General features: G+C 48.7%; 17 protein-coding genes. 13 read left to right on the top strand and 4 right to left on the bottom strand.

From position 1 onward, the window contains the following. The first annotated feature begins 179 nt into the window (after positions 1 to 179). The 3 genes from QNJ26_07805 to queD all read left to right on the top strand — a co-directional run bounded on the left by QNJ26_07805 (position 180) and on the right by queD (position 3,178). Entirely contained in the window at positions 180 to 1,361 is a 1,182-nt protein-coding gene (locus QNJ26_07805; GenBank protein ID MDJ0985434.1) for an MFS transporter, read from the top strand. Positions 1,362 to 1,626: 265 nt separating this feature from the next. Further along, entirely contained in the window at positions 1,627 to 2,742 is a 1,116-nt protein-coding gene (gene dnaJ, locus QNJ26_07810) for a molecular chaperone DnaJ (protein MDJ0985435.1), read from the top strand. A 64-nt stretch (positions 2,743 to 2,806) separates the two neighbouring features. After that, entirely contained in the window at positions 2,807 to 3,178 is a 372-nt protein-coding gene (queD, locus tag QNJ26_07815) for a 6-carboxytetrahydropterin synthase QueD (protein MDJ0985436.1), read from the top strand. Positions 3,179 to 3,384: 206 nt separating this feature from the next. Here the strand turns inward: queD and pyrE are convergent, their stop codons facing one another. Then, positions 3,385 to 3,960, bottom strand: a complete 576-nt coding sequence (gene pyrE, locus QNJ26_07820) for an orotate phosphoribosyltransferase (protein MDJ0985437.1) — start codon at positions 3,958 to 3,960, stop codon at positions 3,385 to 3,387. Between the two features lie 540 nt (positions 3,961 to 4,500). Between pyrE and QNJ26_07825 the strand changes: the two genes are divergently transcribed. The 7 genes from QNJ26_07825 (at position 4,501) to QNJ26_07855 (ending at position 14,329) form a co-directional block, all read left to right on the top strand. Beyond that, complete coding sequence (locus tag QNJ26_07825) at positions 4,501 to 5,748, top strand: TolC family protein (protein MDJ0985438.1); 1,248 nt, start codon at positions 4,501 to 4,503, stop codon at positions 5,746 to 5,748. Continuing rightward, a complete protein-coding gene (gene ftsE / locus QNJ26_07830; protein ID MDJ0985439.1) occupies positions 5,745 to 6,461 on the top strand; it encodes a cell division ATP-binding protein FtsE in 717 nt (238 codons plus the stop codon). Before QNJ26_07825 ends, ftsE begins: the two co-directional genes overlap by 4 nt. Then, on the top strand, positions 6,442 to 7,323 hold the full coding sequence (gene ftsX, locus QNJ26_07835; GenBank protein MDJ0985440.1) for a permease-like cell division protein FtsX: 882 nt from the start codon (positions 6,442 to 6,444) through the stop codon (positions 7,321 to 7,323). The genes ftsE and ftsX overlap by 20 nt, the downstream gene beginning before the upstream one ends. Before the next feature lie 175 nt (positions 7,324 to 7,498). Further along, positions 7,499 to 8,677: a peptidoglycan DD-metalloendopeptidase family protein gene (locus tag QNJ26_07840; protein MDJ0985441.1), complete on the top strand. Its 1,179-nt coding sequence runs from the start codon at positions 7,499 to 7,501 to the stop codon at positions 8,675 to 8,677. A 179-nt stretch (positions 8,678 to 8,856) separates the two neighbouring features. After that, positions 8,857 to 10,203, top strand: coding sequence for a S41 family peptidase (locus QNJ26_07845; protein ID MDJ0985442.1), 1,347 nt, complete (start codon positions 8,857 to 8,859; stop codon positions 10,201 to 10,203). Positions 10,204 to 10,253: 50 nt separating this feature from the next. Beyond that, a complete protein-coding gene (locus QNJ26_07850; GenBank protein ID MDJ0985443.1) occupies positions 10,254 to 11,252 on the top strand; it encodes a divergent polysaccharide deacetylase family protein in 999 nt (332 codons plus the stop codon). Positions 11,253 to 11,446: 194 nt separating this feature from the next. After that, positions 11,447 to 14,329 carry an ATP-binding protein gene (locus tag QNJ26_07855; protein MDJ0985444.1) on the top strand — a complete coding sequence of 961 codons (2,883 nt, stop codon included), beginning with the start codon at positions 11,447 to 11,449 and terminating at the stop codon, positions 14,327 to 14,329. A 76-nt stretch (positions 14,330 to 14,405) separates the two neighbouring features. Here the strand turns inward: QNJ26_07855 and QNJ26_07860 are convergent, their stop codons facing one another. Continuing rightward, on the bottom strand, positions 14,406 to 15,068 hold the full coding sequence (locus QNJ26_07860) for an FHA domain-containing protein (protein ID MDJ0985445.1): 663 nt from the start codon (positions 15,066 to 15,068) through the stop codon (positions 14,406 to 14,408). A gap of 421 nt (positions 15,069 to 15,489) precedes the next feature. Here QNJ26_07860 and QNJ26_07865 point away from each other — a divergent pair, with 421 nt between their 5' ends. Genes QNJ26_07865 through QNJ26_07875 form a run of 3 tightly spaced genes read left to right on the top strand, consistent with a single transcriptional unit; the run spans position 15,490 to position 20,244 of the window. Continuing rightward, on the top strand, positions 15,490 to 17,766 hold the full coding sequence (locus QNJ26_07865; GenBank protein MDJ0985446.1) for an HDIG domain-containing protein: 2,277 nt from the start codon (positions 15,490 to 15,492) through the stop codon (positions 17,764 to 17,766). A gap of 59 nt (positions 17,767 to 17,825) precedes the next feature. Continuing rightward, complete coding sequence (locus QNJ26_07870; protein ID MDJ0985447.1) at positions 17,826 to 18,947, top strand: pyruvate flavodoxin/ferredoxin oxidoreductase; 1,122 nt, start codon at positions 17,826 to 17,828, stop codon at positions 18,945 to 18,947. Beyond that, positions 18,940 to 20,244, top strand: coding sequence for a thiamine pyrophosphate-dependent enzyme (locus tag QNJ26_07875; GenBank protein MDJ0985448.1), 1,305 nt, complete (start codon positions 18,940 to 18,942; stop codon positions 20,242 to 20,244). Before QNJ26_07870 ends, QNJ26_07875 begins: the two co-directional genes overlap by 8 nt. A gap of 219 nt (positions 20,245 to 20,463) precedes the next feature. Here the strand turns inward: QNJ26_07875 and QNJ26_07880 are convergent, their stop codons facing one another. Then, a complete protein-coding gene (locus QNJ26_07880; GenBank protein MDJ0985449.1) occupies positions 20,464 to 21,600 on the bottom strand; it encodes a squalene/phytoene synthase family protein in 1,137 nt (378 codons plus the stop codon). Between the two features lie 162 nt (positions 21,601 to 21,762). Beyond that, the gene (locus tag QNJ26_07885) at positions 21,763 to 21,978 is read right to left on the bottom strand and encodes an acetyl-CoA carboxylase biotin carboxyl carrier protein subunit (GenBank protein MDJ0985450.1); all 216 of its coding nucleotides are present in this window, start codon (positions 21,976 to 21,978) and stop codon (positions 21,763 to 21,765) included. Between the last annotated feature and the right edge of the window lie 22 nt (positions 21,979 to 22,000).

The raw sequence follows: 22,000 nt of genomic DNA on the forward strand, positions 1-22,000 counted from the left end.
GAGGACGACGAGGACGAAGGCTCATGCGCTTTATCGTACTCGTCCTCCTACTCGTCCTCGTCCTCGGTTGTTTTCTAATTGTGCCGCGCTAAACAAATGGTTAGCTCCAAAACAGTTCCCTCATTCACCAGCAAATAGTCAGCTGCCTATTTATAGAAGCAAGAAAAATAATCAGATCCATGAACATTGGCGACAAAAGAATATTTTCAACCCTTTTTTTTTCCATATTTGCCACCGTCACCGGTGTGGGTATCGTCATACCCTTGCTTCCGGTCTACGCCCATAAGCTGGGGGCCAGCGGATTTTATATCGGGATGATTTTTGGCTCTTTTTCGCTGGCGCGAATTTTTTTCCTGCCGTATTTCGGCCGTCTGTCGGACCGCAAAGGGCGTAAGCCCTTGATTGTGCCTGCACTTTTGGCCTACGCGGCAATTTCAATGGGGTTTATCGTTTTTAAAGACATCAACGCGCTGATTGTTCTGCGGTTTTTTCAGGGGATTGCCTCGGCCATGCTGATGCCCATCATTCAAGCCTATATTGGCGATATTACACCTCCGGGCAATGAGGGGTTTAGCATGGGGCTATTTAACATGTCCATGTTCTGCGGGTTAAGTCTCGGGCCGTTTTTAGGCGGTTTCATCCATGACCGGTTCAGTCTTGAAACATCTTTTGCCTGTATGGGGCTGTTGGCCCTCATCGGTTTTTTTTTGAGCCTGTTTTTGCTGCCCCCGACCCATAGTGAAAAATACCTCAGCAGCGGAAAATCACCGGTAAAATGGAAACAGCTATTTGCAGAGCGGGATATAACCAGTATTTTTCTGATCAGGTTTTCCCACATTCTGTGTATCGGAATTATCTGGACCTTTCTGCCACTGTATGCCAAAATTAAATATAACGCTTCAAGTTCGGCCATCGGTATACTCATCATGCTGGGTGTGCTCGTCAGCGGCATATTGCACGTGCCCATGGGGTATTTGGCCGACAAACTGAACAAACGTTGGATGGTGGTGTCCGGAGGATTGATCGTTGCGGGTGCCATTTTTTCGTTTAGGTGGGTGCCGGATTTCGCGGGGCTGGTGTGGGCCAGTATCCTTTTAGGCATCGGCGGCGGCATCGCCGTGCCGGCCTTGATGGCCATTGCTGTCCTTAAGGGCAGTGAAACAGACTCAATGGGCTCTGTGATGGCCCTTCTGACACTGGCACACAGCCTGGGAATGCTGAGCGGCGCATTAATCGGTGGTTTGATGATGGATGTATTTCAGCTTCAAGCCGCATTTCCGCTGGGGGCAGCGGTTATGATGATATCGGTTGCGGTTTTCCTATGGAGCACGCGTGCCCGAGACCGATTACCACAGCGTTAAATTGACATCATATTTAGGTGCATTACTTTAGTCCTAAATTGAGTGTTTTAAATTTTGAAAAGGTATTAATATGTTATTTAAATGAATTCTACCAATTAACATTTCAAAATTTAAAACCCTTCGGGCTTGTCGATTTCACCACATCTACTGCGTAAAATGCCGTTCCGCATAGTGACTATAGCGGAACGACATCTGCCTTGTAGCTGCGGCAACCTCGACAATCACTCAAATTAGGCGCAGAAATATCGATTTTTTGGAAAAAATTATGAGTAACAAACGGGATTATTACGAAATTCTTAGTGTCAGCCGAAATGCCTCTGATACAGAGCTTAAAGCCGCCTACCGTCAATTGGCATTAAAATACCATCCGGACCGAAATCCAAACGACCAAAAAGCAGAAGAAAAATTCAAGGAAGCTGCTGAGGCTTACGAGGTTCTGCGGGATCCCCAAAAGCGTTCTTTGTATGACCAATACGGCCATGCCGGACTCGAAAATAGCGGCTTTAGCGGTTTTGGCGGCTTTGAAGATATTTTTACCAGCTTCGGTGACATTTTCGAAGATTTCTTTGGTTTCTCATCCCGCCGCCGATCAAGGAGCCGCGCCATGCCCGGTGCCGATCTGCGATATGATATCAAACTGGATTTCATGGAAGCGGTTTTTGGCATCGAAACTGAAATCGAAATTGAAAAGCGGGAGGTGTGCCCCGAATGCGGCGGTAACGGATGCGAGAAAGACACCGAACCGGAGAACTGTCGGCATTGCAGCGGTAGCGGACAGGTTTCGCGCAGTCAGGGATTTTTTACCGTTCGCACCACCTGCCCGACATGCCGGGGCAACGGCCTGATTATTACCCATCCCTGTCCAAAATGTCGCGGAACCGGTCAGGTGATGGCCCGTAAAAAGGTTGCGGTCAAAATCCCGGCCGGTGTCGACAACGGCTCAAGGTTGCGCCTGACCGGAGAGGGCGAGCCCGGTGCTATGGGAGGCCCCCCGGGCGATCTGTATGTCTTTATCCATGTCCAGCCGCATGAGTTTTTCAGACGGCGGGATACGGATATCATTTGTGAGATCCCCATCTCATTTGTCCAGGCAGCCTTAGGCGATAAAATCAGCGTACCGACCCTAAACGGCGATAAAATCCTCAAAGTTCCGAAAGGCACTCAACCGGGCGATGTATTTTATTTCCATGGAGAAGGTATTCCTTCTCTCAGAACGACACAACGGGGAGACCAGATCATTCAGGTTGCCGTTAAGACCCCCACACACCTTACCAAAAAGCAGGAAACACTTCTGAAAGAGTTTGCCAAACTCGAATCAAAGAAAATATCACATAAAATAAAAAACATCCTCAAAGGCGATGCCAACAAAGCCACCGGCTAATCGATTTTAGATCACGAAATGCAAATTTTAAGCATTTGAAAATGAAAGTTGAGATAAACCAAACATGTTTGAACTAAAAGTGGTCACACGTTTTGCAGCAGCGCATCAGCTAACAATGGTCGGTGCCAAATGTGAAAATATGCACGGTCACAATTGGAAAATTGAGGTGTATGTCACCGGAGACAAATTAAACGCCGGCGGCGTACTGATGGATTTTGGAGAGATCAAAGCCCATTTGGCCGATGTGATTAAAAAATTGGATCACAAATATTTAAACGAGCTCGACTATATACCGGATGGCAAGCCGTCATCGGAGAACATCGCTTATTATGTGGCGACTGCGCTACATAGCAAAATCGGCGATAAATCGGTCCGTATCAGCCGGGTCACTGCCTGGGAATCCGACGATGCGTGTGCCACATATATTGTGAAGTGAAGGCCTGGGGCTTCTTGTTTCATTAAAAGGGTTTTAGTACTTCCTAAGTTTTATGCCACCAATCGGTTCCGCGTTCTGGGTTCAGAGGTTCGAGGGTTTCAGAATCAAGTATGCTTTTCGCGAACCTGCTGCTAATTGTCGCGCCTTGTTATCAAATCAGAACATGTTCTGCTGTTAATTAACCTCTGAACCTTTGAACCTTGAACCTATGAACCGGGCCCTTCAAAAAGGGCCTTATACCGCTCAACAAGCTCATCCCGTGTAATAATGCTGGCAGCATTCGACACATGCTGCCGAATGTTATCAAGCCCACCTTCCTGTCGATCAACAAATATGACCGCCTTGACAACATCAAGCCCCTCGCTGCGGGCCCGCTCGATGGCCTTGATGGTGGAGCCGCCGGTCGTGGCCACATCATCGATAATGGCCACCCGCTCACCGGGTGCAACATCGCCTTCGATCCAGCGGATCATGCCATGATCCTTTTGGGTCTTACGAATAGAGAAGGCGTTGATGGGTTTGGCCTTTAATTCGGAAGCAAACGCTGTGGCCACTGCCAGCGGGTCGGCGCCAAAAGTGAGGCCGCCAACTGCATTGACATCCTCGTCTTTGATCGACTCAAACAACAGATGTCCGGCCAGAAACATGCCCCGTGCGCTGAGAGTTACCGGTTTGCAATTGACGTAAAACTGGCTCATGCGGCCTGACACCAGTTTATAGATGGGTTCTTGGCTGAATTTGAAAGACTTCTGACACAACAGCTCGATTAATTCTGCTTTCATGGCGAATGTCCTGGTCATGGAATGGGGGGTTATGATAGTTTTACGCTAACAATGATCATATCATTAAAAAAAGGTATAACACGAAATCGCCAAAATATAAAAACAGGAATTTTAGCCTGCAGTCCGCCACCGGGGTACCGTTATAGTCAGGTATCTTCTTTGTCACATTTTTCCGAGTAACTACAGGATTTGTTGGACGAATCGAATTATAGGATTGGAATCGCTTGCCAAGAAAATATTGATTTTAAAAGTATCATTGGATATAAAAAAGCCTCCACCAATAATGAAGAAGCCTGTTAATGGGATTCAGCGGAGGCTTTAAGCAAGGAAAACCCGAGAGGCACTCCTTGAACTCACGCAGGTTTGTAGCAATAAAATTAGGATCGGTCAATTCGTATCTTTAAAATGCTTCGCATGCTAGCCGATAAAGGCGCCAATATGAAGATAATCAGCAAGGCTCTTCGGAATCTATTTTTATATTTGCTCGCTGGACACATCCTGTTGATACCAGCGGTTTCAGCGACCGATGAGCAGCATCAAATGCTTTCACTCACTGATACCATCAAAGCAGCTCTGGAGGCAAATTTAAACCTGAAACGATCCCAGGAAGAAGTCAAGGCCGCCCAGGAAAACCGCAAGGCGCGCATCACTGAGTTTTTCCCGACCCTCAGTGCCTCCTATGATTATCTGCATCGAAACCGGGAGCAGACCCAGGAACTAACCGGTCTGGTCGGAGAAGACTTTGTTGTGCGTCCCGACGATGAGTATACGTTTGTGACGTCCTTTAACCAGCCGATATTCAGAGGTTTTTCAATATTTAACCAGTATCGAATCGCTGATCTGGGCCTGGATGCAGCCGAGTTTAGTGAGAAAATTACGCGGCAGGATGTGATTCTGGATGCCAAAAATGCATTTTACTCGGTACTAAAAGCCGTCAAACTGCTGGATGTTGCCAAGCAAAGGGTCAACCAGATTGCCGCTCAAAAAGAGGTGGCCGAAAACTTCTACGAGGTGGGGATGTCCCCGCTCAACGACTTACTGGAATCCCAGGCATCGCTGGCCAATGCCCGCCAGGATGAAATAGTCGCCCTAAACGATTTGGCGATCGCCAGATCTCAATTCAATATACTTCTGCGGCGCCGGGTCAACGCAGCGGTGGAGTTGCAGGATGTCCTTGACTATACGCCGTTTGTGCATGATTTCCAATATTGCCTGGACACCGCTAAAAATGACCGCCTCGAAATCATTATAGCGGATCTGGATGTTGAAATCGCTGAAAAAGAAGTGACGCTGGCCAAAAGAGATTACATGCCATCGGTTAATTTAAGAGGTGAATATATCCGCGTCGGAGATGAGTGGAATTCGAGCGGCGGGGACGGCATTTCCGATGCGAAAAGCTGGAATATCCGGGCAACAGCTGAATGGGACTTCTGGGAATGGGGCCGCACCCATTTCGGCGTAAGAGAAAAATTGCACCGTCTTTCACAAGCGCAGTATCGCCGGGAGCAGATTTTAGACAACATAGAGCTGGAGGTTAAAACGGCCTTTCTGCGAACCCGCGAAAGTGAAAAAAATATCCTCACTGTTGAAAAAGCCATCGAGCAGGCCAAGGAAAATTTCCGTATCAACCAGGAACGGTTTAAAGAACAAGTAGCCACCACCACCGATGTTTTAGACGCCCAAACGTTGCTTTCCGATACGCTGACCAATTATTTTAATGCCCTTTACAATTTTAAGATTGCAAAAGCCACACTTTATCGTGCGATGGGGCAGGAAATCATTGAATGATGGAAACCGATGACAAGCGCTCCATAATTCGGATGTTCCATGTTCATCGCAATTACGGCACCAAAAAAGCCCTGATTGATATTACACTCGATATTTTCAAAAATGATTTCGTATTTCTTACCGGTGCCAGCGGCGCAGGAAAAACCACGCTGCTCAAGCTGTTGTATTTGGCTGAACCGGTATCGGAAGGCCAGGTCTTGATTGATGGAATGAATCTTTCCCGCGTTCCGCGCAAGCGCCTGCCGTTCCTGCGCAGAAAATTTGGTATTATCTTTCAAGATTACAAGCTCATCGCCAACCGTAGCGTTTTTGATAATGTTGCGCTGGTACTTGAGGCCGCCGGTAAAAAAAGACGCTTGATCCAAAAGAGGGTCAGCGGTGTGCTGCGCCTAGTCGGCATGGAAGATCGGCAAACCGCTTATCCACCCAGTCTATCAGGCGGAGAACAGCAACGGGTCGCTGTTGCCCGCGCCATCGTCGGGGATCCGAAAATTATCCTGGCCGATGAACCCACTGGAAGCCTGGATGATGATTCCGCCCAAACTATAATGAAATTGTTAAATGGCGTGCACATCCGGGGTGCAACCGTTGTCATCGCAACGCACGATAAAGCCCTTATTCACAAAACCGGCGGGCGGGTGTTGCTTTTAAATCAGGGGCGATTAGAAGGATCGTCAATAATCGATAAGCAATATGATAATTCTATTTTTTAAAAGAGCCCTTGAAGACTTTCGCAATAATCGGCTGCTAAATATCATCACGCTACTGACCATTTCGCTATCCATCCTCATCGTCAGCACATTCATTCTTTTCTTTATCAACACCAGTGAAATGATGAATTTCTGGAAAAAAGGACTGCGGGTGATGGCCTATCTTAAGCCGGATTTTCCACCGGAACAGCGCACGGGCGTATGGGATCAAATCAAGGCGATGCCCGGTGTTGAAAACGTGCGCTTTATTTCAAAAGAGATGGCGTTGCGGCAATTGAAATCCCGCATGAAACGCCAGGCATCGCTTTTTGAAAACCTGGATAAAAACCCCTTACCCGACGCATTTGAAATCCAGTTAAACCCAAAATCCCAAAACTGGGAAAATGCGGAAGTCCTGGCCACCCAGATTGATGCTTTGGAAGCCATCGACGAAGTTGAATACGGGCAGCGGTATCTGGGACGCTTCACTCAGATTTTTAATCTGTTTAAATTAGCCGGATATATCATGTGCGGTATTTTCTTTATGGCAGCGGTGTTTATCGTAGCCAATACGATCCGCTTGGTCATCTATTCACGAAGGGATGAAATTGAAATCATGCGGCTGGTGGGTGCCGCTGAGCATTTTATCAAGATTCCGTTTTACTTTCAGGGTCTGATGCAGGGCGCCGCCGGCGCGGTCATCGGGTTGGCTATCTTGTTTGGGGCTTACTGGCTGATGGCCTCCAATATCGAACAAGGCGCCTTTGCAGGATTGTTTAACATTCGTTTTCTCTCGCCGCTTATGGCGGGTCTGATCATTTTGACGAGCATGCTGATTGGCTGGTTTGGCTCTTATTTATCTCTCAAACAATATTTGAGAACTTAGCAACGAAAACGGAATCATATCCTCACGCAAAGATGCCAAAGCCCTAAGATCCTCTCGCTTTGCAAAGCTTTGCGGTTTTGTGCCGGATATGGCAAAATAGATCTAGCAGGTCAATCGATTGGCACAATTTAAACGAATGCCTTGTACCACCAAGGTGATCCTGGTGTCATCTAAAATGAACAGATATATTCGATATTTATGCCAGATGACAGGCTGTTTTTTGATAGTTGTCGTTGGCTCCTTGATAAATGCCCAGGAGCCAGAAGCGCCGATCGACGAATATAAGAAGAAAGCCCAGGATATCAGTCGTGAAATCGAAAAGAGCCGGGTTAAAATTCAAAAGTTCATCCACAAGGAAAGCGATATTATTCAGCAGTTAAACCGGGCGGATCGGGCGTTGAACCGCTCACGAAAGCGCACCGCCAGTCTCAGTCGCGAAATTGATCGTCTGGATAAAATGATCACCGAAACAAAGGCGGCATCCGCTAAACTGGCGCATCAAATAGAGGCCAATGAGCGCTATGTCGCCAACCGCATGGTGGCGCTCTATAAATTGAACTGGCTGGGAAAATTCCACGTGCTGGCTTCGGCTGAAAATCTGCAAGAACTCCTCCAGCGCCAAAAGGCCATCGAGCTGATTCTTGCCCAGGATAACAAGGTGATCAGGGATTTAATTGAAAACCGGCGCGAATTTGACATTGTGCGATCGCGTCTGGAGACGCATAGAAATGAAAAGCGCCGCAGAGCCGACACTTATCAGAAACAAATCAATCGCGTGGCTACCGAGCGCAACCAACGCTCCAAACTTTTGGCCTATGTACGCAAAGAAAAATCAGCCCAGTTGGCCGCAATTGAATCATTGAAGCAGGCCGCCCAGGATCTAGATGAAAAAATTAAAATGTTGGGCACCAGCTCAGCAGTGCCTGATGATTATCGCACAGACGAGTCGTTTGGGTCATATAAAGGCTTGCTTAAACTGCCGGTAAAGGGTAAAATAGTAAGTCTTTTCGGTGAGTTTAAAAATACCCGTTATCAGGTATTGAATTTTCGCAGCGGGATTGAGATTCAAACCGAAATAGGCGAACCGATTCAGGCTGTATTTGCCGGTAAAGTTCTTTATGCCGACTGGTTTAAAGGCTACGGAAACATGATTATCATAGATCATGGGGACAGCTACTATACGGTCTATGCCCATCTTGAAGATGCCTTTAAATCAAAGGGGGATTCGGTCGAAGCCGGTGAGGTGATTGCCACCGTGGGAGATACCGGCTCTATCAGCGGCCCTATGCTATATTTCGAAGTTCGACACCATGGCGAACCATTGGATCCAATGCAATGGCTTGAATCCAGCTAATTTTTCAGTTAAGACATAACAACAACCATACAAACGAGCTTACAGTTGCTTGCCATAGCCGATTGTTGACAAGAATTGGAAATCTCACCAAAAGCTGACGGGCTTGTCGCCCAAGATGGGCAATTGAGAACTGTTGATCACGGTGCGTTTGTGAGACTACACTTTCAAGGAGTGCATAAATGAAATTGAAAAAGATTCAAAATGTTAAGATCTGGATGATCATGGTCAGCGCCGTGGTTTTTTGGACGATTGGGGCCGGTTTTTTTGGTGATCTTGCCGCTAAAAGTGACGAATCCTACGAGGGACTCAAGATTTTTGCGGATGTTATCGAACTTATCGAAAAAGAATATGTTGACGATGTTGAGGCAAAGGAGCTGATTGAAAAAGCGATCGAAGGTATGCTGCATAGCCTGGATCCGCATTCATCCCTGATGCCGCCAGAGGCATTTGAAGATTTGCAAATTGATACCAAGGGCAAGTTTACGGGTATTGGGATCCATATCACCATGCGAGATGGGTTTGTCACCGTTATCTCTCCCATCGAAGACACACCCGCAGATAAGGCTGGTATTGTGGCCCAGGACCGAATTGTAAGAGTTGATGGCAAGCCGGTGAAAGATTTACGTGGCGCTGTCAATATGATGCGGGGTCCGAAAGGCACCAAAGTTGTGGTGACGATCATACGCGAAGGGGAAAAAGAACCGCTTGAGTTTGAGCTGGTTCGGGATGTTATTCCAATTATCAGTGTTAAGGCCATCGAGCTTAAACCGGGCTACAACTACATTCGCTTGTCGCAGTTTTCAGGCAGCACTACGAAGGAGCTCGAAGCTGCATTGGATAAAATGGAATCCGCAGAGGTTCCGGTTAAAGGCCTGGTACTGGATCTTAGAAACAACGGCGGCGGTTTGCTGAATCAGGCCATCCAGGTAACCGATCTTTTTCTGGAAGATGGCAAAATTCTATCCATCAAAGGACGAAACAAGAAAAACACTAAGGTATATATGGCCACGCCGGATGAAGATATTCGCAGTTATCCGCTTGTGGTGCTGATCAACGGTGGCAGTGCCAGCGCTTCTGAAATCGTGGCCGGTGCGCTTCAAGATCAAAAACGAGCCCTGATACTGGGCACAACATCCTTTGGCAAAGGATCCGTGCAAACCGTGGAGACATTGCGGGACGGTTCCGGGGTTAAACTGACCATTGCCAGGTATTTTACACCCAATGGGCGATCCATTCAGGCCAAGGGTATCGAACCGGACATCGTATTAAAACACAAACGGATTGACCCCAAAGATTCAAAGGACGAAGGCTTATTAAAAGAAAAAGATTTGTTAAATCATCTTGAAGCCGATCCTGGAAAAGATAAAAAGAAAAGCGACGATTCCCAAAACAGCGAGTCACAAAATCAAGAAATACAGTTTAGAGTCGGCCCATTGAATCGCGATCGACTTATGACTGATAATCAGGTCGTCCGGGCGCTTGAAATCCTGAACAGCTATGACATCTTTAAAAGTTTGAACAGCTGATCCTTTATTTCGGTCTGATGGAAACCGGTGCTCCTAACGATAGCGTTTAAATGGCTAAACGAAAACCAACCCGTAAAAAACGACGACCCAAAAAACCACGCAAAAAGGCCGCCGCTAAAAGTCCATTTTATAAAGCCTTGTCCGGACTGGTCATCTTGGCTGTGGTGGTCGCCGCTGCCGGTTTTTTGATCTATACCCTGTTGCCGCCCGGGACCCCTGTTTCTAGCCCTGCCAACACCTCGTCCGCGAAGACCAAAACAGCGCCAGCAGCCCCCAAACCGACTTTTGAGATTTATCCAAAAGAAAAGCCGCCGCCTGCCAAGCCGTTGGCTAAAGCAAAAATTCCAGAAACGATTCCCGAACCGCAGCCACACAAAAGCCTGCCATCTGTAGCGCTGATTATCGATGATTTGGGCTATGACAAAAAAATAGCCAAAAAATTCGCGCAATTGAATGTGGTTTTGACCTTTTCTATTTTGCCCCACAGTCCTTTTCAGCAAAAAACTGTCCGGCTGGCAGAATCAAAGGGATTGGAAATAATGCTGCATTTGCCGATGGAACCGGTTGAGTATCCCGCGGTGAACCCGGGCCCCGGAACGCTGTTGACTTCCATGTCCGCCGATGAATTGATTGCCCAACTTGATAAAAACCTTAACTCGCTGCCGGGAGTGAAAGGCGTCAATAACCACATGGGTTCCCGGTTAACCGCAGAATCGACCCAGCTGTATCAGATATTTTCAGTTTTGAAGAAACGAGGTCTTTATTTTATTGATAGCCGTACATCGGCGGATTCTTTGTGCGAACCATCCGCACGGCTGTTTCAGATACCATTCGCCCAGCGCGATGTTTTTCTCGACCATGACCCGACGCCGGAGTTTATCCGCAACCAGATCAAAGAACTGATACGGATTGCCAGACGCAACGGTCAGGCGGTGGGCATCCTCCACCCACACGCAACAACGTATCAGATATTACGGGAAATGTTGCCGGATCTGCAAAAAAAGGTTCATCTGGTGCCGGCTTCTAAAATTGTGCGCCCCGTCGGATGAAACCTCTCGATGGTAATATCCTTAAGCAATCATTAGAAATAATTCTTTGGCCTTGTATTGCCGGCCAAAAATCAGGTAAAATGGGTCATTGGACACCCGGGAAAAACTGTCGGGACCACAGGAAAAATGTTAAATTTTTGGGACGCATTGGTGGACAGACAAAGCCTTAACACTATGCTGAGCGAGTTGTCGGCATGAATGACACAGCACCTTTATACAATAGCCGTTTGATGAAGATCTATTTAGAGTTCCTCATCAAAAATTATCCAGAAGTCTCTATTGATGCGGTGTTGGATGCTGCCAGAATGACCCGCTTTGAGGTTGAAGATCCTGCGCATTGGTTTAATCAGGGCCAGATCGACAGGTTTCATGCAGCGCTCGTAGAAAAGACCGGCAATGCCAATATTGCCCGGGATGTCGGGCGCTATTCAGCAACATCAGCGGCTGCCGGTGCTGTCAAGCAGATTATCTTGGGATTAATGAGTTTGACGGCAACTTATCAACTTTCAGAGAAGCTGTACCCTTATATGAGTCGCGGCGCCAGCGTCAAAGCAAAAAAATTGAAGCCCAATGCTGTGGAAGTGACCGCCAAACCCAAACCCGGTGTCGCCGAAAAACCCTACCAATGTGCCAATCGGATGGGGACCCTGGAAGGTTTAGCCAAGCTGTTTACAGATACGCTGGCCACCGTTGAGCATCCTGCCTGTTTTCACAAGGGAGATGATTGCTGCCGCTACCTTATTAGCTGGACCAAACAGCCGCATTTGTTTTGGAAGCGGTTTCGCAATTATTTTTTGCTGGCCGCTGTTTTTTCCGTTCTGGTGCTTTTCTGGTTTGGATCCTCGCCGGTTTTGAGTACCGGGGCATTGTGCATCGCGCTGCTGACCGCAGCCATTTCCGTTTATTCGGAATTTCTTGCCAGAAAAGAGCTGACCCAGACACTAAAAACCCAAAAAACCGCCGCCGAAGATCATATTTTGGAAAGCAATATTCGCTACAACAATGCGTTGCTCGTACAGGAGATCGGCCAGGCGGCATCTAAAATATTGGCCATTGACGACCTGCTCAAAAGCATTGTCAGTGTTATGGAAAAGCGTCTTAATTACGATCGCGGCATGATCATGCTCGCAGAAGAGGACAAGTCCTTTTTGCGTTTCAGCGCCGGATACGGCCATACGCGCGAACAGGAAAAATTTTTAAAAAACCTTGAATTTAGCTTAACCAATCCGGAATCCAGGGGCCTATTTGTCCAGGCCATGCGGGAGGGCAAGCCGCGTTTAATTGAAGATATCAGGGAAATTGAAGACACACTGTCTCCGCGCAGCCTGGAATTTGCCAAACGCATGGGCGGTCAATCGGTAATCTGTGTCCCTATCGTTTACGAACAGGAACCGCTTGGGATTTTGGCTGTCGACAATATCAAATCCAAAGCACCGCTGCGGCAAACGGATGTTAATCTCTTAATCGGTGTCACATCCCAATTGGCAACCAGCATCATCAATGCCATGTCATTTAAAAAACTTGAGCAGAGCGAAAATAAATATCGCCAGCTGGTTGAAACTGCCAATAGTATTATCCTGAGAATGAACACGCGGGGCCGGATCACTTTTTCCAATGAATTTGCGCATCGATTCTTCGGCTATGCTGAAAATGAGATCATGGGTAAGGCTGCCGGTGAGATCATGTGGCCGCAACGCCGTATCACGCGGCAAGGTTTTGAAAATTGGATCCAAATTCTGCAAAAGGACCCAGATCGGCCCGTGGTCAGTGAAAATGAAACCAAGCTCAAAAACAATGAAAGGGCTTGGATCGCCTGGACTTATAAACCGATATTTGATGACGATGGGCGCTTTGTGGAAATTTTATGTATTGGCAACGACATTACGGAGCTCAAATTAGCCGATATCGAAAAAAAGGATTTGCAGGCCCAGCTGCAACGCGCCCAAAAAATGGAGGCCATCGGTACGCTGGCCGGCGGTGTTGCCCATGATTTGAACAACATATTGTCCGGCATCGTCAGCTATCCGGAACTCATATTGATGGATTTGGAAGAAAAAAGCCCGCTGACCAAGCCCATTTTGACCATTCAAAAATCCGGCGAAAAAGCGGCGGCCATTGTACAGGATCTATTAACCCTGGCCCGCAGGGGCGTGGCGGCTACCGAAGTCGTTAATATAAACAGTATCGTATCAGAATACTTGCTGAGCCCCGAGTATGAGAAACTGCTGCTGGACAACCCGGATGTGAAGGTCTCGCGTCAGTTAGACGCCAACTTGTTAAATATATTGGGTTCGCCGGTTCACCTGTCCAAAACCATCATGAACCTGGTATCCAACGCGGCGGAGGCCATGCCCGATGGGGGACACATATCGATACGCACTGAAAATCGCCACGAAGACAAACTGCTGAATGCTTTTGATGAGATTGGCAAAGGCGATTACGTTACCCTGACGGTTGAAGATACCGGTATTGGCATTTCTCCCGAAGATATTGAGCGTATATTTGAACCGTTTTATACCAAAAAAAGCATGGGACGCAGTGGCACCGGCCTGGGAATGGCAGTGGTTTGGGGAACGGTAAAAGATCACAGGGGCTCTATCGATATTAAAAGCCAGGAGGGTGAGGGTACATCCATTACCCTCTATTTTCCGGTAACCCGCCAGGAATTGGACAAAGACACGGAGCTATTTGATATTGAAGCCATTAAGGGCAATGGAGAATCCATCCTGATTATTGACGATATAGCTGATCAGCGGCAAATTGCTTCTGAAATGCTGGAGAAATTGGGCTATACGGTAACCACTGTCTCCAGCGGTGAAGCGGCGGTCGATTACCTGGTCAATCATAAAGTGGATTTAATCGTGCTGGATATGATCATGGACCCGGGCATAGACGGCCTTGAGACCTATCAGAAAATATTGCAAATACATCCCGGTCAAAAAACCATCATTGCCAGTGGATATTCAGAATCCGAGCGGGTCAAAGAGGCCCAACGGATTGGTGCGGGAACCTACATTAAAAAGCCGTACCTGATTGAAAAATTTGGACGTGCCGTTAAAGCAGAACTAAATCTTTAGCCGCCGTAACCTGCAAAACCACCTCACCTTACCGCCACAAGCGCGGTCGGTTTCAAGTGCATCGATTAGCTAACCTTTAGCTCTTCGCTTCACACAACATTTCGTAGAGAGATTTTGGATACAGAAAGGTAAATTCGTACCGGGCGAAACCAATGACATCCTTGTCTTTGAGCCTGACGCGTTTTTTAGCCAATCGCGAGCCGTTTATCTTGGTGCCATTAGTTGATCCGGCATCCCGAATGAAGTAGGCGCTATCTTCAATGTCAATGATGGCGTGGCGCTTGGATATGGCATAATCGGGCATAATCATATCGTTACCGTTGATACGCCCGATATAAAAGCTTCCGCGGGGAGTTGCCGGATATTCACCTTTGACCAGCGGGTATACGGCATGTTTCAAACTCTCGGAAGCGGATATGGAGCTGCCCATACTTTTGGAGGGTTCAAAAATTTGGGTACTGTTGAGTTCTTCGCTGGCCATTCCCGATTGACTGGAAATAATCCCCGTCTTGACCGCAGAACCCACAAGCACCGGACGCTGGACAAATTTGACAAAGGCGTCAGCTTCCTCTTCCCGAGCCATCTTGCGCAAAGAAGCCAGACTAACCCTGCCAGAAGCGCTTAATATCCTTGCCAGTCGGCCGACGGCCGAAGCACCGCCGTTTCCCTTCTTAGAGGAGGCCACCGAAGCCCCATTCTTTTTTTGTTTTTTAAAACGGGCAAATGTTCTACCCAGCATTTTCGTCCTCCTGTATAACCACTTTCGGCCGTTTTATATTTTACTGAGTATGGCAGGGCACTTGCGATAATGGCCGCACGGATAGTCGATCTGATTGTAAATCGAAAAATAACACAATCCAGTTAAATATCAGTGACTGTATGATAAAATCATCTAGTTATTACAGTATATTATCTCAGAAAGACCTTAAAAAGTCAATAATCGTGCTAAAGTTTGTACAATTACAGGGCCTTACGGAAACGCATCAGCGCCTGATGGTAATTCCGCCTGATTCCGACAGTATATATATCGGCAATTGTGGAGAAAAATTAAGGGGCAAAGTCGGATTTGATTGACTCAATTTGCCGGGCTTTATATGATAAAGACCCTCATACGCAATGCTGTCAGGGATCATCAAAACGGGTAGGTTAGAGCAGGATCTATGGAACGACCACTGATATCAAATTTTTTTATGAAATTACTGTTAAATGTGACGTTGATTGCATTGACGATTTTTGCCTGCTTTGTGGAAAACATCTATTTGGCCGTCAGACCGCCCAAACCTCAAAATACCGCATCGCTGTCGATCCGGGCCCGCCAGCCGTTTACTTTTGATCAGAAAAAGGCACTGAGTTCAAAGCGGATTCAGGCCCTTTCGCAGTTTATCCCGGTATTTAATTATGTTCCTGAGCGCGTCAAAGCCTCCAGAAAAAAAATGCAGGTGCTGACCAAGGAATTATTAACCTATCAGGATCGCGGGAAAAAACGCGTCGATGAACTGGTTTTATTGATCAACTCCGAATTTGGTGTGGATATCCCGGCTAAAACCATGTCCAAAGTATTGCAATATCGGGATTTGAGAAAATTACTGAAAGGCATTTTAACCATTGAAGAGTCCATTCTTCAAAATAAAATCTATGATGACGCCAAACGGTTAAAAGGTAAAAAAACCATCGAAATCCACGATCCCACCCTCAAAGCACCGGCGATGACCCCTGTTGATGAACTGACATCGCTTCAATCCGCGCGACTGATGCTGCTGCAAAAAGTTGAGGCGCTTTTCTGGCAGGTAAACGCATCCGTCCTGGACCCGGTCTTAAAAATATCTCAGACCACCCTGCTGCCGAACCTGATTTACGACGAAAAGGAAAATACGCTGCGTCTGGACAAAATTCACCGTCAATATCCAATCGAGACCCTCTCGTTTCAGGCCGGTGAAATTCTGGTGCCCTTTCGCAAGGTATTGAGCGAAGAAGATGTGCTGTTGTTAAACGCCTATCAACAACAACAGATTAAAAAAATATACCGTAACGCGCCCTGGGTTGTGTTTACGGTTTTATTCATGGTTATTTTCTACAACTTGTTTCTTTCAAAGGTGCTGACAGATGGATCGCGCAAAGCACCACCGCAGCGGCCCCTGATATCATTGTTGATTTTATGTATCGTTGTGCTCAAGGGATGCCTGCTGTTTACGCCATGGCCGATCTACATCATTCCTTTTGCATTTTTACCCTTGATGGTCATCTCCTTAAATCATGGAAAGCTGACCGCCATCGGCACCGCTGTGGTGGGGGCCATTCTGGTCAGCCTGTTTGCCGGCCCGCAATATCCCATCGTGCTTTATCTTATTTTTGGCGGATTGGCGGCCACACTGGTGTCTGCCAATATACAAAAACGCTGGCAGATTATCCTGCCGTCTGTGATTGTGGGATTGGTCAACGCGCTGAGCGTTATGGCCTTCAGCCTGGATTGGCAGGCGGTCTTTCCGGCAGCAACGGGCCAGCTGAATATCAGCGCCCTGCTTCAGGCAGAATCCTTCAATCCGGCCTTGATGGAACAAATCGGCTGGGCTTTTGTTGGCGGTTTGGCCGCCGGGCCCCTGGCGCTGTTGCTGCTGCCGCTGCTGGAAATTAGCTGGGATACGGCCTCCACCTTTAAACTCAATCGATACTCGGACTTGCAGCATCCGCTGTTGAAAAAATTGCAGCAAACCGCGCCCGGCACCTATCAGCATTCGATGACCGTCGCCCATCTGGCACAGGTTGTCGGTGAGGCCATCGGCGCCAATTCACTGCTTTTGCGCATAGGTGCCTATTACCACGATATCGGCAAAATGGAAGTGCCCAAAAATTTTATTGAAAACCAATTCAACAGCCCAAATCCACATGACTTGCTGGACCCCTGGGAAAGCACTGAATTGATTATCAACCACGTTAAAAGCGGCATCAAAATCGCGATGACCGCCGGCTTGCCCAGAGCCGTGGTGGATTTGATTGTTCAGCACCACGGAACCCAGCTGATGGAGTACTTTTTTAGCCTGGCAACCAAGGAGCAGCCCAGGGAAACCCTGGATGAACTCGACTTCAGGTATCCGGGCCCCAAGCCACAGAGCGCGGAAGCGGCCATTCTGATGATCGTCGATTCGGTAGAAGCCGCATCCCGCACGATGCAGGACCCCACCCGCACCAAACTGAAAAAAATGGTCCAGCTTATCGTCGGCAAACGCATCGCAGATGGACAATTCAGCCAGTGCGACCTGACGACCCGCGATATCTCCAAAATAGTGCGTGTACTGGTCGATGCCCTGGAAGTGTCCTTTCATACCCGTATTCGCTACCCGTGGCAGGAGAAAGTTACCGCTCAAAGGAAATCCAGCTGGAGCTTTAGACTCGGCGGAAAAGATAAGCCACCGCCCTCCCGCAAATCCTTTAAAATGTGATTTGTATGAAAATTAATGAGAAGCGGTCATTAATTTAAATGTGAACAGGTTTAGAAGATATGAGTCTTAGTTTATTAGAAGGCAACGAGGCAATTGCCCGTGGGGCCATTGCTGCAGGTTGCCGGTTTTTTGCCGGCTATCCCATCACACCGGCAACCACCATCTATCACAACATGCTCAACTTGCTACCGCCTCTGGGTGGCATTTGTATTCAAGGTGAGGATGAGATTGCTTCGATTGGATTTTGTCTGGGCGCATCCATGGCCGGAATGAAAGTCATGACCGCCACCTCGGGTCCGGGCATCAGCCTTTACAGTGAAAACCTATCCTTTGCGATCGGCAGCGAAATACCGATCGTCATCGTAGATGTACAACGACTGGGGCCTTCAACCGGCTCGGCCACCCGCGGGGCCGATGGCGATATTAATTTTTTACGCTGGGGCAGCAGCGGTGGCCTGCCGGTGATTGTTCTGGCGCCGGTGGATGTGGCGGATTGTTTTGCATTGACGCTGCAGGCCTTTAATCTGGCCGAAGAATTTCGCTGTCCGGTTTTTTTGGCGTCCAACAAAGAAATCGGTATGACGCGTGAAAGCATCGATCTTCAAAACATAGAGATCCCCGATCTTGTCGAGCGCTCCGCAGCGCCAACCGATCAGCCCCTGTTGCCTTTTGGGGTGGACCCGGGGCAGCAGGTTCCCAATTTTCTGCCCATCGGCCATGAAGTTCTCGTTCGCCAGACCTCCTCGACCCACGGCCCCGATGGATATATCACCACCGATTCGGATGTCATCGCTCAAAATCAGGCGCGTTTAAAGAACAAGCTGCTGTCGGCCATCGACCGCTTTTCTTTTCATGAACTTTACAGCAGCGGCGATGCCGACACCTTGCTGATTGCTTATGGAGTCTCTGCCCGGGCAGCAAAAGCGGTCTTTAAAGCCCGCAAGAAAAAGGGCAAACCCATATCGCTGCTGATTTTAAAAACATTATGGCCGGTGCCGGAAAATGTGATCCGGCAAGCTGCTCGCAATGCCAAACGCATCGTCGTGGTGGAAATGAACCTGGGTCAATATGTGCGGGAAATCCAACGGATTCTGCCTCACACGCCGGTGGACTTCTGTGGTCAAATGGATGGCCGGCTTATCACGCCTTCCCGAATAAAGGAGGCGCTTGGCCATGAATAGTCTGCTAAATGCGGCAAGACCGCCGGTTTTATGTCCGGGCTGCGCACATGAACGCATTACGCACCAGCTTGACCGGGCGTTTCAAAACATGGGGTTGGCCGGCCATCAGATTGTGATGGTCAGCGATATCGGCTGTTCGGGCCTGTTTGACACGTTTTTTCACACCCATGCCATGCACGGACTGCACGGTCGCGCTCTGACCTATGCGGCCGGGCTAAAAATTGCGCAACCGGAGCTAAACGTGGTGGTCACCATGGGAGATGGTGGTCAGGGGATCGGCGGTGCCCACCTGCTGGCAGCCTGCCGCCGCAACCTTAATCTGACTCTGCTGATTTTAAACAATTTTAATTTCGGCATGACCGGCGGCCAGTACTCGGCTACCACGCCACCGGACGCCCAGCTGGGATCGGGTTTTCTGTCTGCCCTGGAGCGGCCCCTGGATATTTGCGAGGTAGCTCGCTGCGCCGGCGCACCCTATGTGCGGCGATGCTCCGGCTATCAAAAAGACCTGCCGCAGCTTATCCAGGATGCCATTGAATACGACGGATTCGCCCTGCTGGACATCTGGGGTGTTTGCCCCGGGCGCTATACCAAAAAAAACCGGCTCACCCCCAAAATGATCGATGAGGCCCTGGCCGAATTGCCGCCGCGCGAAGGCATTGTGCCGGATAATGTGCGCCCGGAGTACGGGCAACATTATCGCCGCCTGGCCGCCGACCAGAAAAAAGTTCCGCAGCCGCCGGTCATCGAAACCCAATTTAAAGCGCCTCAAAAAGGTCGCCAAGAGGTTATTTTGCTCGGTAGCGCCGGTCAGCGGGTGATTACTGCCGGTGAGCTGCTGTGTATCGCCGGGCTGACGGCCGGTATGAAAACCACTCAAAAAAATGAGTATAATATTACCGTCCTCAGAGGCCCCTCAATCAGCGAGCTGATTTTATCACCGCAGGAAATTGATTTTACCGGAATTGAAAATCCGAATGTGGTCGTAGCGCTGGATCAGGAAGGGGTTGAGCGGCGGCGGGAGCTATTTGCGCGCCTGGGAAAAAAAGCGCTCGTCGTTCAAATCGACGGCGTGAGTGTGCCGCACAGCAAGGCCCGCATCCATGCGGTCGATCTAAAAGATCAGGGCATTAAACGCCCGGACTGGGCGCTGGCGTCACTGGCGGTGTTGGCTGCCATGAAGCGGGTCATCACGCCGCAAATGCTGGAGGCCGCGCTAAGGGGTCGTTTCAAAGGCAAGGCGCTGGATGCTTCTCTAAACCTCATCAAACAAATCACAACAGGCAAAGAAGCCTGATACTGGATTTTTTTCCAGAGGCAATAAGGATGGGCCCTTCCCTCTATTTTCCCCAAATGACTGCCTTAATCAGACTATCATCGCGATGAGGTTTAAAAACTGCTATATTTAAAAGTGTTAAAACTCTTTCAAATGGCTGAGGGCAAGGCGTGATTCGGTGAGAAAGCGGAGCGTACACGTAAGTACGTGAGCATTTCGAAACGGATCACAACACAGCCATCAGTCATTTGAGAGGGTTTTAACCACATCGAATTGCCCATCCTCCCAGATAAACACCTTACCCTCATCCGGCTTGCAGCGCTCAAAAGCCTTGATCACCGTTTGTTCAAGCCATTTTAAAAAGCGCGCGGTTGCCCGACGGGAAAGGACGCATTTCAGCCAGGTGACCGCACCGCGCATCAGCGTCATTCGCTCCTGTTTTTCAAACGCCGTCAGCCCGGCTTTTTGGGCGGCACGCCAGTAATAGGCATAGGTGGTGATAATCAGCAGCATGGCGGCCCCCCGGGCCCGTGAAATCGTTGCAGTTGGCATGGTATTGAAATACTTCGGAAACTCGCGGAACTGGCGCAGCGCCCGCAGCACCAGCTGCCGGCGTACTTCCAGGATACCCTGCTGACGCCGAATGCCTTCCAGGCCGGGTAGCTGCGGATGATAGAAGATGCCGCGCACGTAATCTTTTTCGATATCACGGGTGATGTTGGCCAGCTGTATGACTTCCCCAACCACGGCACACAGCCGCAAGCGTGCATCATCGATTTGGGGAGAGAGTCCCCGGTCCAGGCGCACCATTTCATCTGCAAAAAGCATCGGCGTGCCGAGCACATACCAGCAATAGCGCGAAAGCTGCCCCGGTGTCTTAAGAACACCGCGCTGATCGGCAAAAACGCGACTGGCCCAAATCATGCCTTCACCCATGCGCCGCACAAGCCGGCGAATGGCTGCCTGCTGCGGTTTTACCAAGCGATCAAAATGAGCATCGATAGAGGCAGCACGATTGACCAACAGTACGTGCGTGCTCTCCTTTGGATCAGTGGTAAGGTGCAGGTCAAGAGACGGGGCCGGCTTCAACTTGCCGGAGCCATCGAACCGATCGATAAAGCGCTGAAGGGCTGATTCCTTTTCCGGCAGGGTGGGCAATAGATCTTCATATGTGTCCAGCATGCGGCAATAAAGGTAAGCCAGCGCCAGGCCGCGTCGCATCCGCGGCGGAAGGAATACGATCACAAACGAAAACGTGCGGGCCGCATGGGGAAGAATCTGCCACAAAAACTGTTCGGGATCCTCGATCGCGCGCAGTTTGGTCAGCGGGGGCTTTTTGCGGTTTGACCACAAATTGACAAAAATAGGACCCAGCAATGCGACCTCTTTGGTAGATTAACTCGACTAATGACAATGTCGCGATTTTTAATTATCGTGTTTTCGTGAATTAGCGAAAAACGTGCAAAAACAAAAGGCCCAAACGTCATTATCGGTCGGGCCCTTGATCAGATCTTGCTGGTGCAGGTGCTGATAGGTGTTTTATTCGAGAACCATCAATACTTGATTGGTTGCAACTTTATCGTCTACGTTGACTTTGATTTCTTTAATTTTACCGGCTTCAGGCGATGGGATGGCATTTTCCATTTTCATGGCTTCTAGAATAATCACTTCCTGATATTCCAAGACTTCTTCACCTTCCTTCACAAGAATATTGATAATCGTCCCAGGCATTGGTGCCAGAATTTCAGTTGCCATTCCGTCCTCCCTTTTCTACATG

The organism is Desulfobacterales bacterium, assembly GCA_030066985.1.
Classification (GTDB): Bacteria; Desulfobacterota; Desulfobacteria; order Desulfobacterales; family JAHEIW01; genus JAHEIW01.